The sequence below is a fragment of the Gordonia sp. G4 genome (assembly GCF_057770005.1).
This window is the reverse complement of sequence record NZ_CM173442.1, coordinates 5,195,135-5,208,836: the sequence shown is the minus strand read 5'-3', so window position 1 is coordinate 5,208,836 and position 13,702 is coordinate 5,195,135. Positions and strand designations below refer to the sequence as shown.

Annotated in this window: 11 protein-coding genes; 7 read left to right on the top strand and 4 right to left on the bottom strand. The window is 67.1% G+C overall.

Translation table 11 applies throughout. The features are described 5' to 3' along the window. Positions 1–73: 73 nt before the first annotated feature. Positions 74–334 (bottom strand): 30S ribosomal protein S20, encoded by a 261-nt coding sequence (gene rpsT / locus AC3B5T_RS23540; RefSeq protein ID WP_010841283.1) that lies wholly within the window; start codon positions 332–334, stop codon positions 74–76. Positions 335–573: 239 nt separating this feature from the next. Between rpsT and AC3B5T_RS23535 the strand changes: the two genes are divergently transcribed. The 4 genes from AC3B5T_RS23535 (at position 574) to AC3B5T_RS23520 (ending at position 5,482) form a co-directional block, all read left to right on the top strand. Then, positions 574–1,719 (top strand): hypothetical protein, encoded by a 1,146-nt coding sequence (locus AC3B5T_RS23535; RefSeq protein ID WP_055475493.1) that lies wholly within the window; start codon positions 574–576, stop codon positions 1,717–1,719. Between the two features lie 93 nt (positions 1,720–1,812). Continuing rightward, positions 1,813–3,663, top strand: coding sequence for a circularly permuted type 2 ATP-grasp protein (locus AC3B5T_RS23530; RefSeq protein WP_055475492.1), 1,851 nt, complete (start codon positions 1,813–1,815; stop codon positions 3,661–3,663). After that, positions 3,660–4,637 (top strand): alpha-E domain-containing protein, encoded by a 978-nt coding sequence (locus tag AC3B5T_RS23525; protein ID WP_014927458.1) that lies wholly within the window; start codon positions 3,660–3,662, stop codon positions 4,635–4,637. The genes AC3B5T_RS23530 and AC3B5T_RS23525 overlap by 4 nt, the downstream gene beginning before the upstream one ends. Then, entirely contained in the window at positions 4,634–5,482 is an 849-nt protein-coding gene (locus AC3B5T_RS23520) for a transglutaminase family protein (protein ID WP_010841279.1), read from the top strand. The genes AC3B5T_RS23525 and AC3B5T_RS23520 overlap by 4 nt, the downstream gene beginning before the upstream one ends. 13 nt (positions 5,483–5,495) lie before the next feature. On the opposite strand, the gene AC3B5T_RS23515 is transcribed toward AC3B5T_RS23520, so the two are convergent. After that, on the bottom strand, positions 5,496–5,921 hold the full coding sequence (locus AC3B5T_RS23515) for a type II toxin-antitoxin system PemK/MazF family toxin (RefSeq protein ID WP_010841278.1): 426 nt from the start codon (positions 5,919–5,921) through the stop codon (positions 5,496–5,498). Next, the gene (locus tag AC3B5T_RS23510; RefSeq protein ID WP_055475491.1) at positions 5,922–6,608 is read right to left on the bottom strand and encodes an alpha/beta hydrolase family protein; all 687 of its coding nucleotides are present in this window, start codon (positions 6,606–6,608) and stop codon (positions 5,922–5,924) included. It lies immediately after the preceding gene. 131 nt (positions 6,609–6,739) lie between these two features. On the opposite strand from AC3B5T_RS23510, the gene lepA reads away from it, so the two are divergent. The 3 genes from lepA to AC3B5T_RS23495 are packed head-to-tail and all read left to right on the top strand — an operon-like array spanning position 6,740 to position 11,652. Beyond that, on the top strand, positions 6,740–8,647 hold the full coding sequence (lepA, locus tag AC3B5T_RS23505; protein ID WP_269432775.1) for a translation elongation factor 4: 1,908 nt from the start codon (positions 6,740–6,742) through the stop codon (positions 8,645–8,647). A gap of 31 nt (positions 8,648–8,678) precedes the next feature. After that, the gene (locus tag AC3B5T_RS23500) at positions 8,679–10,727 is read left to right on the top strand and encodes a M3 family metallopeptidase (RefSeq protein ID WP_055475489.1); all 2,049 of its coding nucleotides are present in this window, start codon (positions 8,679–8,681) and stop codon (positions 10,725–10,727) included. Between the two features lie 13 nt (positions 10,728–10,740). Continuing rightward, complete coding sequence (locus AC3B5T_RS23495; RefSeq protein WP_055475488.1) at positions 10,741–11,652, top strand: cation diffusion facilitator family transporter; 912 nt, start codon at positions 10,741–10,743, stop codon at positions 11,650–11,652. Positions 11,653–11,673: 21 nt separating this feature from the next. Here the strand turns inward: AC3B5T_RS23495 and AC3B5T_RS23490 are convergent, their stop codons facing one another. Continuing rightward, a complete protein-coding gene (locus AC3B5T_RS23490) occupies positions 11,674–13,674 on the bottom strand; it encodes a glycoside hydrolase family 15 protein (protein WP_055475526.1) in 2,001 nt (666 codons plus the stop codon). Positions 13,675–13,702: the final 28 nt, after the last annotated feature.

Below are 13,702 nucleotides of genomic sequence, written 5' to 3'. Positions count from 1 at the left end.
CTGCCGGGGTGAGCGGAGATATGAAGGAATGGCGACGGGTCAACCCGCCGGGCCGACCGGGGTCGGTGCCAGATCAGAGCTTGTTGACCGCGAGGGCGATGGCCGACTTCTTGTTGGCGGCCTGGTTGGCGTGGATGACGCCCTTGCTGGCAGCCTTGTCGAGCTTGCGGCTGGCGGTCTGCCCGAGCTCGGCAGCCTTCGCCTTGTCGCCGGAGTCGACAGCCTCACGGAAGCTGCGGATCGCGGTACGAAGGGCCGACTTCACCGACTGGTTGCGCTGGCGGTTCGCTTCGTTGGTGCGATTGCGCTTGATCTGAGACTTGATGTTTGCCACGCGTGTTACCTCTGTCGTTGCTGGTGGATACGTCTGTCTGTTCGGGTCGGGCGGTCGGCCTGGGAGGTCGAACTCGCACCGGGCGGCGTCGGCGCGTGAAGCATCTCCACGGCGTCACCGCAACAGCGCACAACATTACCAGTCGGGGTCAGCCCGCCAAAATCCACGCCGCGGACACGCTCCGTGCTCGCGCCGCACGATAAGAATCATCGTGAACGAAAGTCTACAGTGGACTCATCATGTCCGTCGTTTATGTGCACATCGGCCTCCCCAAGACCGGGACCACCCATCTGCAGGATCGCCTCTGGCGAAACCGCGACCTGGCGTTGCAGTCGTCCGGACTGCTGTACCCGGGAAATGTGATCTCCGATCACTTCCACGCCGCGGTGCACCTGCAGCCCGAGCGATACCTCGACTGGGTCGATCCCGCCTTCGCCGGCACCTGGCCGAAGCTGCTCGGTCAGATCCGCGCCTGGCCGCAGATCTCCCTGCTCTCCCATGAGCTGTACAGCACCGCGACGGTCGACCAGATCGAACGGCTGATGACCGATCTGTCCTTCGCCGACGAGGTCCACGTGATCGCGACCGTCCGCGACCTGGGCCGTCAGCTGCCCTCCGTGTGGCAGGAGAATGTCAAGAACCAGCGCCGGGCCTCGTTCGACGAGTTCGTCGATTCGGTGGCGTTCGCGTCCGAGGGGCGCCGCAACGGCGGACCCGTCACGGCGGATGCCTCGGACGAGGAGCCGTTCTGGGAGTTCCAGGACTACATCGGCATCCTCGAGCGCTGGTCTCGATTCGTCGGCCCCGAGCGTGTGCACGTGGTCACCGTGCCGGGGCGTGGGGCCGCGCCGGGTGGCACCTTGTGGGACCGGTTCCTGGGGGTGATGGGCATCGACCCGACGCCGCTGCGCATTCCCGTCCCCAGCCTGAACAGTTCCCTGTCCGCGCCGCAGGCGGAGTTCCTGCGTGGCCTCAACCGCCGGCTGCAGCCCGAGGTCATCGAATGGCGCCGGTACGAGCGGATCATCAAGGGTCAGCTGATCGGCGAGATCCTGTTCGAGGCGCCGTCCGGTCCTCCGCAGGGACTCTCGGACAAGAGTCGGGAATGGGCGGCGGGGGAGTCCCGGCGGATGGTCGCGGCGGTTCGTGAGGCCGGCTACGACGTCGCCGGCGACCTCGCCGACCTGGTGGTGTCGGCAGAACACGACGCCACGGACGTACCGTCGCCGTCGGACGGCGAGGTGCTCGACGTCGCACTCGACACGATCGCGGCGATGGTGCTCGCGGCGCCACTGCCCAAGGTGGGTCCTCGTGCGCGGACCCGCGCGGCGAACGTACTCAGGAAAGTCAAACGGCGGGTGATCGCCGCGCGCCGATCGTCCTGACCGGCGACCTCCGCGCGACGTTCGGGGCCTCGTCGATGACACGGCCGGGCGACGTCGTGCCGATTTCGACATTCTGTAGCACCATGGCAGTTTATGACCCCCGCATCGACAAGTGCGCCTACCAAGAAGGCTGCGCGTAAGTCCGCAGCCGCGAAGTCGGCGTCTTCGAACTCATCAGGCCGTGCTGCATCCGGACGTAACGGCGCGGCGAAGGGCGCTGGTTCGGGTGGCAAATCGGCGAAGTCGACGACCGTGGACAATTTCACCGGCAACTTCGGCGGATACGCAAAAGGCCCGTACGGCAAGGCATATGACGAGATGTTCGACGCCGCCGGCGAGGTGCGCACGCCGTACCGCGGCATCTACAAGGCGATGGCCGACGAGGATCAGTCCGACCTGGTCGAGGCCCGTGTGGAAGCCCTCGGACGTGCCTACCTCGACCAGGGCGTGACCTTCTCGCTCTCCGGCAAGGAACGTCCGTTCCCGTTGGACGTTGTGCCACGGGTGATCTCGGCGGCCGAGTGGAACAAGCTCGAGGCCGGCATCACCCAGCGGGTGCAGGCCCTCGAACTGTTCCTGGACGACATCTACGGCGAGCAGGAGATCCTGCGTGACGGGGTGTTGCCCAAGCGACTCGTCCACTCCTGCGAGCACTTCCACCGGCAGGCCGCAAACATCCGGCCGCCCAACGGTGTTCGCATCCACGTCGCGGGTATCGACCTGATCCGCGACGAGAACGGTGACTTCCGGGTCCTCGAGGACAACCTGCGGTCGCCGTCGGGTGTGTCCTACGTACTCGAGAACCGGCGGGCAATGGCGCGTGTGTTCCCGGACCTGTTCTCCAAACACAAGGTGCGTGCGGTCGCCGACTATCCGAGTCATCTGCTCCGCGCACTGCGCGCGTCGGCGGCGTTCAACGAGGCCGACCCGAACATCGTCGTGCTCACCCCGGGCGTGGCGAACTCCGCCTACTTCGAGCACTCGCTCCTGGCGCGGCTGATGGGCGTCGAACTGGTGGAGGGCCGGGACCTCTTCTGCCGCGACAACGTCGTGTACATGCGCACGACCGAAGGTGAGCAGCGGGTCGACGTCATCTACCGGCGCATCGACGACGACTACCTCGATCCCATGCAGTTCCGTCCGGATTCGATGCTGGGCGTGGCCGGTCTGCTCAACGCGGCCCGCGCGGGCAACGTCGTGATCTCCAGCGCCGTCGGCAACGGCGTCGGCGACGACAAGCTGATCTACACCTATGTCCCCGAGATCATCCAGTACTACCTCGGGGAGAAGCCGAGCCTGCAGAACGTGGACACGCTGCGGTGCTGGCTGCCCGACGAGTGCGAGGAGGTGCTCGACCGCATCGACGAGCTCGTCGTCAAACCCGTTGAGGGATCGGGTGGTTACGGCATCGTCTTCGGGCCCGACGCCAGCGGGGCGGAACTGGATGCGCTGGCACGCAAGGTCCGCAACGATCCGCGCGGATGGATCGCCCAGCCGGTCGTGCAGCTGTCGACGGTGCCGACCAAGATCGGCGACGACATTCGCCCGCGTCACGTCGACCTCCGTCCGTTCGCCGTCAACGACGGTGAGTCCGTGTGGGTCCTGCCCGGGGGGCTCACCCGGGTCGCGCTGCCGGAGGGATCGCTCGTCGTGAACTCGAGCCAGGGTGGCGGTTCCAAGGACACCTGGGTGCTGGCCTCGCGCACCTCCGAGGGAGACCGCGAACTGTCGGGCGCCAAGGTCGTCACGACGAGCGGGGTCGCCGCCGCCCGGCCCGCCGAGAGCGCTCCCGATCCGGTCCACACGCAGACCCAGCAGCAACAGCAGGGCGCCATGACACAGCACATGGGCGGCATGACGCAGCAGCTGACCCCGATGTCCCAGTCTGCCTCGATGTCCCAGTCCGGCTCGATGACGCAGCGCGAGGACGGTGATGTCCGATGATGCTGGCGCGGAACGCCGAGTCGCTGTACTGGATCGGCAGATACGTCGAGCGCGCCGACGACATGGCGCGGATTCTCGACGTCGCGATCCATCAGATCCTCGAGGACACCACGGTCGACGTCGACCGGCAGGCGCGGCTGATCATCCAGGTGCTCGGGCTCACCGCGCCGGAGGACGACGAGGAACTCGACGTCTGGTCGCTCACCGAACGCGTCGCCTACGACGCCGACGCGGTGGGATCGATCGTCGACCTGATCCGCGCGGCGCGTGAGAACGCCCGCGGCGCACGCGAAGTCACCTCCAGCGAGTTGTGGGAGTGCTTGAACACCACCTACAACGGGCTCGACGCCGCCGAACGTCGTTCGCGTCGTCTCGGTCCCCACGAGTTCCTGTCGTATGTGAAGAACCGGGCGGCGATGTTCGCCGGGTTGGCCGACGCCACCCTCAGCCATGACGACGGTTACCGGTATCTGTTGCTGGGCCGGTCGGTGGAGCGGGTCGACATGACGATCCGGATGTTGCTGTCGCGCGCCGGGGATCGGACGTCGTCGCCGGCGTGGGTCAACGTGCTCGTGAGTGCGGGCGGGCACGACACGTTCCTACGGACATACCGAGGGGTGCTGGATGCAGAGAACATCGTCGAGTTCATGCTTCTCGACCGGTTGTTCCCGCGGTCGATCTTCCATGCCCTCAGCGTCGCCGAACACAATCTGGGTCAGCTCGAGAAGGGGCCCAGCCGTGTCGGTGCGCAGGCGGAGGCCCAGTTGCTCCTGGGCCGCGCGCGCAGTTCACTGGAGTTCCTCGAGCCCGGCAAGTTGCTCGACGATCTGCAGGACCGGCTCGTCGACCTGCAGGACACCTGCCGCGCGGTCAACGAAGCCGTGACGAAACAGTATTTCCATGTGTCGCCCTATGTCTCGTGGGCGGACGCCCGGGTGAGCGACGGGAATGTCATCGAGGAGAGTGAGCTGTGAGCTGGCGTCTGCGTGTCGTCCATTCCACCGGTTTCGCCTACCACAGTCCTGTCACCTCGTCGTACAACGAAGCCCGGCTCACCCCGCGCAGCGACACCCGGCAGAACGTCATCGTGAACCGGGTCGAGACGGTCCCGGCGACGAGGTCGTACCGCTACACCGATTACTGGGGCACGGCGGTCACCGCATTCGATCTGCATGCGCCGCATGACGAGCTCGAGGTGTCGGGTCTGTCGGTGGTCGAGACCGAACGCGGACATCGTCCGTCCGAGGACGACGAGGCGTCGTGGGATGACATCAACGGCGACGCCGTGAAAGACCGGTACGACGAAATGCTCTCGTACACAGAATTCGTGGCGAGAAACAGGCAGTTGTTGTCGACAGCCAAGAGAGTGACCAAGGGCCTGACGCCGCAGGAGGCGGTCGAAGAAGTGAGCCGGTTCGTCCACACCGAGATGGAGTACGTGCCGGGGACCACCGGGGTGCACACCACGGCCGTCGATGCGTGGACCGATCGTAAGGGCGTGTGTCAGGACTATGCGCACCTGACCCTGCTGATGCTCCGTGGTCTCGGCATCCCTGCTCGGTACGTATCCGGTTATCTCCATCCCGAACCCGACGCCGAGATCGACAAGACGGTGCAGGGGCAGAGCCACGCCTGGATCGAGGCGTGGACGGGTGGCTGGTGGGGTTACGACCCCACCAACGACACGCCGATCACCGAACAGCATGTGTCGGTCGGGGTGGGCCGTGACTACGCCGACGTGTCGCCGCTGAAAGGGATCTACACCGGCGGGGGTGCCACCGACCTCGACGTCATCGTCGAGATCACCAGGCTCGCCTGAGGATTCACGCCGGTCAGCGCCAGCCGTGGTGTTCGCGCAGTTCGTTCGCGACGGCGTCGAACATCGGACGACCGAGGATCGCGCCCTCCCGGCGGATTCCGTCGTCGTCGACGACGAGTACCCGGTCGAGCCGCACGAAGCTCGGCCGGCCCTGAGGATCCCACGCTCCCGATCCGACGGGAAGCCAGTTGCCGTCGGATCGGTGGTCCTTGCTCGACAGCATGAGACCGAGCACGGAGTCGGGTCGTCCGGCGCGGGCGTCGCGGCCGACGACCAGCACCGGCCGGTCCTTCCCCTGGCTCGGGTCGTCTTCGTAGGCAACCCAGGTCCACACGATCTCGCCGGGATCGGCGTCCCCGTCGAGGTCGGGGGAGTAGCTGATGGTGCGGGCGAGATCGGTGGTCGGCCGGAGGTCGGGCCGGGCGTCGCGGATCGTCACTTACGCATCTCCTCGGTCTGACGGGAACAGGGGCATCAGGAAATCCCGGACCGCGTCGGCGGTGAGGGCGGCGGTCGGCTTCTTCTTCGGATTGAGGTCGTGCCCGACCTTCTCCAGTTCGACGATGTGCGTCGGCGCATCGATGAGGCCGACCGCGCGGCTCATCTCGTCGGTGGTGCCGAACGGGTCGGTACTGCCGTGGACCACGAGGGTGGGGACCGTGATCGACGGCAAGTGCTCGGTGCGCAGCCGGTCGGGTTTTCCCGGCGGATGCAGCGGATACGACGTCAGCAGCAGGCCGTCGGCCAGGTCGGCCCCGTCCTCGGCCACGGCCATCGAGGCCTGCCGGCCGCCGTAGGAATGCCCGCCGACGATCAGCGGCCCGTCGGACTCACCGCGGAACATCGCGCACGCGGCGCGGATGCCGTCGCGGTCGCCCGGTGAGGTGGACGGGCTGGGCGGCCCCTTCGGCCGGCGCCGCCGGTACGGCAGGTCGATGCGGGCCACGACGTATCCGCGGTCGCACAGCTCCTCGGCCAGCGCGCGGAGGATCACGGCGTCACGGTTGCCCCCCGCGCCGTGCGCGAGGACGAGCGTGGCCCGGGCCGGGCTGCCCGGACGGTGGACCTCGGCGGCGACGTCGTCGGTCTCGATGGTGGTGACGGTGGACGCGGACACGGCTGCCACCGTAGCGCCTCACCGCGTGTGCGCGGACTTCCCCGATCCCTGAGGAGGCCCGGAGCTTGCGGAGGGCCGTCTCGAAGGGAAACGTGGCCGGGCGCGGTGCGTCGGCGGGTCATGAGAAACTGGACCACAACCTGTATCCGCGCCCGTTTTCTACCGCAGTTCTCGTTCGAGGAGTAGTTCCCATTCCCAACTTCGCCGACACCACCTTCACCGATCCGGCACGTATCCGGAACTTCTGCATCATCGCCCACATCGACCACGGCAAGTCGACGCTGGCAGACCGGATGCTGCAGCTCACCGGCGTCGTCGAAGAGCGGCAGATGCGGGCGCAGTACCTCGATCGAATGGACATCGAGCGCGAGCGCGGCATCACCATCAAGGCGCAGAACGTCCGTCTGCCCTGGACGGTGAAGTCGGCGGAGGGCGACGAGGACTACGTCCTGCACCTCATCGACACCCCCGGGCACGTCGACTTCACCTACGAGGTGTCCCGCGCTCTGGAGGCGTGCGAGGGAGCTGTCCTGCTCGTCGACGCCGCGCAGGGCATCGAGGCCCAGACCCTCGCCAACCTGTATCTGGCGATGGAGAACGACCTCACCATCATCCCGGTGCTCAACAAGATCGACCTGCCCGCGGCCGACCCCGAGCGCTACGCGGCCGAACTCGCGCACATCGTGGGTTGCGAGCCGGAAGACGTGCTGCGTGTGTCGGGCAAGACCGGCGTCGGGGTCACCGAGCTGCTCGACGAGGTCATCCGGAAGGTGCCGGCTCCGGTGGGCGATTCCGACGCCCCGGCGCGGGCGATGATCTTCGACTCGGTGTACGACACCTATCGCGGCGTGGTCACCTACGTCCGTGTCGTCGACGGCAAGATCGTGCCGCGGGAGAAGATCCTGATGATGTCGACCGGCACCACGCATGAACTGCTGGAGGTGGGCATCGTGTCCCCGGAACCGAAGCCGACCACGGGGCTGGGTGTCGGCGAGGTCGGTTACCTGATCACGGGTGTGAAGGACGTTCGCCAGTCGAAGGTCGGTGACACCGTCACCACCGCCCGCCGGGGTGCCGAGCAGGCGCTGACGGGGTACCGCGAGCCGCGACCGATGGTCTATTCGGGGCTGTACCCGCTCGACGGGTCCGACTACCCGGTGTTGCGCGAGGCGCTCGAGAAGTTGCAGCTCAACGACGCCGCACTGACCTTCGAGCCGGAGACCTCGGTCGCGCTTGGGTTCGGCTTCCGCTGCGGCTTCCTCGGTCTGCTGCACATGGAGATCACCCGCGAGCGTCTCGAGCGCGAATTCAACCTCGACCTGATCTCGACGGCCCCAAACGTCGTCTACCGGGTGGTCATGGAAGACGGTTCGGAGCATGTGGTGACCAACCCGTCGGACTGGCCGGAAGGCAAGACCCGGCACATCTACGAACCCATCGTCAAGACCACCGTGATCGCGCCGAGCGAGTTCATCGGCGCGATCATGGAGCTGTGTCAGTCGCGTCGAGGTGAGCTCGGCGGGATGGACTACCTGTCGGAGACGCGCGTGGAACTGCGGTACACGCTGCCCATGGCCGAGATCATCTTCGACTTCTTCGACGCCTTGAAGTCGCGGACGCGTGGCTATGCCAGCCTCGACTACGAGGAGGCGGGCGAGCAGGAAGCCGATCTGGTGAAGGTCGACATCCTGCTCCAGGGCGAGGCCGTCGACGCGTTCAGTGCGATCGTCCACAAGGACGCCGCCTATGCCTACGGCAACCGGATGGCGATCAAGCTCAAGGAGCTCATCCCGCGCCAGCAGTTCGAGGTTCCGGTGCAGGCCGCCGTCGGCTCGAAGATCATTGCGCGCGAGAACATCCGAGCCATCCGCAAGGATGTGCTCGCGAAGTGCTACGGCGGCGACATCAGCCGTAAGCGCAAACTGCTCGAGAAGCAGAAAGAGGGCAAGAAGCGGATGAAGACCATCGGCCGCGTCGAGGTCCCGCAGGAGGCCTTCGTGGCCGCGCTCTCCACCGACGCGGTGGGTGACAAGCCGAAGGGGAAGTGATGGGCGACGGGCAGACCGGGAGCGGGAGACGATGACCGCAGCACAGGGCGCCAATCCGGTACTGGCGCAAAGCGGCCTGCCCTACGACCTCCCCGACTTCGCGTCGATCTCCGACGACGACTTCCTGCCGGCGTTCACCGAGGCCATGGCGTCGCATGTGGCCGAGGTGCAGGCGATCGCGGCCGATCCCGCGGCGCCCACCTTCACCAACACGATCGAAGCCCTGGAGTTGTCGGGGCGCGACCTGGCCTGCGCGTCGGGGATCTTCTTCAACCTCGTCGGACCCGACACGAACCCCAGACGCAACGCGATCTCCCAGGAGCTGTCGACGCTCCTGACCGATCACTCGAACACGATCGCAATGAATCCGGTTCTCTTCGAACGGATCTCCGACCTCCACTCGCGCGCCGACGAACTCGATCTCACCGAAGCCCAGCGCCGGCTGCTCGACAAGCGGTACCGGGAATCGGTCCGCGCCGGAGCCGGACTCGACCCCGACGCACAGGGTGAGATGCGGGAGATCGCTTCCCGCCTGGCCTATCTCACGACGACGTTCTCCCAGAAGATCCTCGACGACACCAACGACTCGGCGGTGCTCGTCGACGATGCCGCCGAACTGGACGGTCTGTCGGCCGGACAGATCGCCGCCGCCCGCCGTGCCGCCGGCGAGGCCGGGCACGACAGCGGATACCTCCTCACGCTCGAACTGCCGACGAGTCAGTCGGTGCTCACCGAAGTGACGAATGCCGATGTGCGCCGGCGGGTGTTCGACGCGTCGGTGGGGCGGTGCGCCCGAGGCAACGAACACGACACCCGGGAACTGGTCCTCGAGATCGTCCGCCTGCGGGCACGCCGAGCAGAGATGCTCGGCTACCGGGACCACGCCGAATACGTGATCGCCGAGCAGACGGCGCCGGACCCGGGGGCCGTCGACGACATGCTGCGCGAGCTCAACTCCTCGGCCATGCGTGCCGGTGGCCGCGAACTCACCCGGCTCACCGAGTTCGCGGGTGACGCGCCGATCGGCCCCGCCGATCTCACCTTCTGGCTCGATCGGGAGAAGCGGTCGCACTCGGCGGTGCCGCTCGACGACTTCGCGAACTATTGCGAACTGGACGCGGTGCTGACCAGGGGTGTCTTCTTCGCCGCGAACAAGCTGTACGGCCTCAGCTTTCGGGAGATCACCGATCTCCCGCTGTACCACCCGGATGTGCGCGCCTGGGAGGTACGCGACGACGCGGGCGTCGGTATCGGGCTCTTCCTCGGCGACTTCTTCGCCCGACCGTCGAAACGCGGCGGGGCGTGGATGAACAACATCGTCGACCAGTCGTCGGTCCTGCACACCCAGCCGATCATCGTGAACGTGCTGAACCTGACCAAACCCGATGCCGGACAACCGTGTCTGCTCACGATGGATCAGCTCACCACGCTCTTCCACGAGTTCGGGCACGCCCTGCACGGGTTGCTGTCGTCGGTCGACTACCCGTCGCAATCCGGGACGTCGGTACCGCGGGACTTCGTCGAGTTCCCGTCGCAGGTGAACGAGATGTGGGCGCTGCACCCGGACGTGCTGGCGAACTATGCCCGGCATCACGAGACCGGAGAGCCGATCCCGGCCGAGCTCGCCGATGCGGCGCGGGAGTCGGCGGGAGCCGAGTCCGCGCACGGCACCATCGAATACCTCGCCGCATCCTCGCTGGACCTGGCCTGGCACCGGTTGTCGGTGGCGGAGGCCGAGGCGGTGGCCGATGTCGAGGCCTTCGAGGCGCGGGCGCTCACCGACGCGGGCCTGCACACCGAACTGATCCCGCCGCGCTACCGGAGCTCGTACTTCAACCACATCTTCGGTGGCGGCTACTCCGCCGGCTACTACAGCTACATCTGGTCGGAGGTACTCGACGCCGAGACCGAGCAATGGTTCCTTGCCGAGGGCGGGCTGCGTCGCGAGAACGGCCGCCGGTTCGCCGACGCCACTCTCTCCCGCGGCGACAGCGTGGATCCGCTTGTCGCACATGAGGGCCTGATCGGTCGCCGGCCGCGTATCGAACCGCTGCTGCGGCGCCGGGGGCTCGCGGCCTGATCGGGTCCCGGTCATGACGACGACGCGCACCCCGCGCCGGGACCTGTCGGCGTTCGCGGTGCTGAGCATCGTGACCGCGATCGTCGTGATCGGTCTCAAACTAATCGCCTGGCGGGTCACCGGCTCGGTCGGTCTGCTCTCCGACGCGCTGGAGTCCACCGTCAACCTCGTTGCGGCGATCGGTGCGTTCGTCGCGCTGCGGGTGGCGGCGAAGCCACCGGACCGGAGCCACAACTTCGGGCACACCAAGGCGGAATACCTCTCGGCGGTGTTCGAGGGGGTGATGATCGTCGTCGCGGCGGTCGTCATCGTCGCGACGGCCGTCGACCGCCTGCTCCACCCGGAGGAACTGGACGAAGTCGGCATGGGACTGGCGATCTCGGTGGGCGCGACGGTGGTCAACGCGGTCGTCGGCTGGGTGCTCATCCGCGCCGGTCGACGTCATCGGTCGCTGACCCTCGAAGCCGACGGCCGGCATCTCATGACCGACGTGTGGACGACGGCCGGCGTGGTGGTCGGTGTGTTCCTGGTCGCCGTGACCGGCTGGCTGCCGCTCGACCCGCTGATCGCCATCGCGGTGGCTGCCAACATCCTCGTCGTGGGCGGACGGTTGGTCTGGCGATCCGGTGCGGGACTGATGGACTCGGCGCTGCCCGACGACCTGCGCGCCGCGATCGACGCCGTCCTCGCGCGTCACCGCGCCGACCGGATCGACTTCCACGACGTCCGCACGCGGGAGGCCGGCCACGAACGGTTCGTCCAGTTGCACATGCTCGTCCCCGGTGACTGGTCGGTGCAGCGCGCGCACGATCTGGCCGAGACGATCGAGGACGAACTCCGCGCCGCGGTCGACGATCTCACCGTGACCCTGCATGTCGAACCGATCAACGACCCACGCGCCTACGAGGACTGGCGGTTGGACTGAGCGCGTTTCGGCTCGTCGCGCTCAGTGATTCGCCGGCTGGAAGGTGGCCTGGTGGGCGGCTTCCTCGGCGCGGATCACATGCATCACCGCGTTGATGAGGGCGAGGTGGGTGAACGCCTGCGGGAAGTTGCCGAGGTGCTGTCCGGTCTTGGCGTCGATCTCCTCGGCGTACAGCTTGAGCGGGCTCGAGTAGGACAGCAGTCGTTCACACAGCGTCTTCGCCCGTGGCAGTTCGCCGATCTCGACGAGGGCCGACACCAGCCAGAACGAGCAGATGGTGAACGTACCCTCTTCGCCGCTGAGGCCGTCGTCGGTCTCCTCGACCCGGTAGCGGAGCACCAGTTCGTTCTCGGTGAGTTCGTCGGCGATCGCGAGAACCGTTGCGCGCACCCGGGGGTCGTCCGGCGGCAGGAATCGCAGCAGCGGGACGAGTAGTAACGAGGCATCGAGCGCGTCGTCGCCGTAACGCTGGGTGAACACCCCGCGCTCGTTGACCCCGTGCGCCAGGACGTCGGCCTTGATCTCCTCCGCGATCGCGGCCCACTCGCGCGCGTGGGCCTGCTCGCCGTGCATCGTCGCGAGGCGTGACCCGCGGTCGAGGGCGACCCAGCACATGACCTTCGAGGACGTGAAATGCTGCGGCTCCCCGCGCACCTCCCAGATGCCGCGGTCGGGATCCTTCCAGTGCTTGATCGCTTCTTCGACCTGGGCCTTCAGCACGGGCCACAACGTCTCCGGCACCGCTTCGTGCGACTTGATGTTGAGGTACACCGAGTCGAGCATCGTGCCCCAGATGTCGTGCTGTGCCTGGTTGTACGCGCCGTTGCCGATACGGACCGGCCGGGCGCCGTCGTAGCCCGAGAGATGGGTCAGCTCTTCCTCTTCCAGGGTGCGTTCGCCGCCGACGCCGTACATCACCTGCAGCGGATGACGTTCCCCGTTGGTGATGCCCGAGACATCGGCGATGAAGGAGAAGAAGTCGTCGGCCTCGCGGTCGAGACCGAGCGTGTACAGACCCCACAGGGCGAAGGTCGAGTCCCGCACCCACGCATAGCGGTAGTCCCAGTTGCGCTCGCCCTGAGGCGTTTCCGGCAGCGACGTGGTCGCGGCGGCGAGCAGCGCGCCGGTCGGGGAGTAGGTGAGTCCCTTCAGCGTGAGGGCCGAACGCTGCAGATGTGAGCGCCACGGATGATCGGGGAAGCTGCCGATGTTGATCCACTGCCGCCACGACTCGCTTGTCGCCCACATCTTCTGGGCGGCTTCCTCGAAGTTCTGCGGCGCCGGCTGCCGGGACCAGCTGAGTGCGACGAAGCGGTTGTCGCCTTCGACGAGCCGGGTACGTGCCCGCGCTTCGCGACCCTCCAGACCCAGCCGGAGGTCCGTGGTGAGTTTCAAGGTGGGCGTGTCGGCATCGGTGTCCTTGGCGGTCGCGATCGCCTCGCCGTAGGCCGGGCCCGAGTACTCCCACTTCGTCGTCCCGCGGTGGTAGTCGAAGGCGGGTTCGCAACTCATGTGCAGTTCGACGGTGCCGGACACGCAGCGCACGGTGCGCAGCAGGATGTGCTCGGCGTCCCAGTCGGTGGGCGTCCGGCGGTGCGTCTTCGAACGACGTTCGTTGTCGTGCCACGGACCCATGACCAGTGCGTCACGGACGATGATCCAACCGGTGTCGGTCTGCCAGGTGGTCTCGACCATCAGGCTGCCGGGCAGGTAGCGCCGATCCACCGGGACGTTCACGCCGTAGGGCGCCAGTCGGAAGTGGCCGGCACTACGGTCGAGGATGGCGCCGAAGACGCTCGGTGAATCGGGCCGGGGTATGCACATCCACTCGACGGAGCCGTTGCGCGCGATGAGACAGTTGGTCTCGGTGTCGGACAGGAACGCGTAGTCGCCGATCGGCGGGAAGGCGCTCGTGTGCGACGGAGCCGGAGGAGCCGCCGGGGAGACGTCGGCCGCGGTCCCGGATGCCCGCGGCGGCACGGTCGGCAGGGACGTTACGGTGGAGTCATCTGCGACAGACATGAGTTCCATCATCGCGACGGGTTCTCGC

Coding starts and splice junctions, on each gene's coding strand:
- AC3B5T_RS23535 (WP_055475493.1), top strand. CDS start 574: ATGTCCGTCGTTTATGTGCACATCGGCCTCCCCAAGACCGGGACCACC.
- AC3B5T_RS23530 (WP_055475492.1), top strand. CDS start 1,813: ATGACCCCCGCATCGACAAGTGCGCCTACCAAGAAGGCTGCGCGTAAG.
- AC3B5T_RS23525 (WP_014927458.1), top strand. CDS start 3,660: ATGATGCTGGCGCGGAACGCCGAGTCGCTGTACTGGATCGGCAGATAC.
- AC3B5T_RS23500 (WP_055475489.1), top strand. CDS start 8,679: ATGACCGCAGCACAGGGCGCCAATCCGGTACTGGCGCAAAGCGGCCTG.
- AC3B5T_RS23495 (WP_055475488.1), top strand. CDS start 10,741: ATGACGACGACGCGCACCCCGCGCCGGGACCTGTCGGCGTTCGCGGTG.
- AC3B5T_RS23490 (WP_055475526.1), bottom strand. CDS start 13,674: ATGTCTGTCGCAGATGACTCCACCGTAACGTCCCTGCCGACCGTGCCG.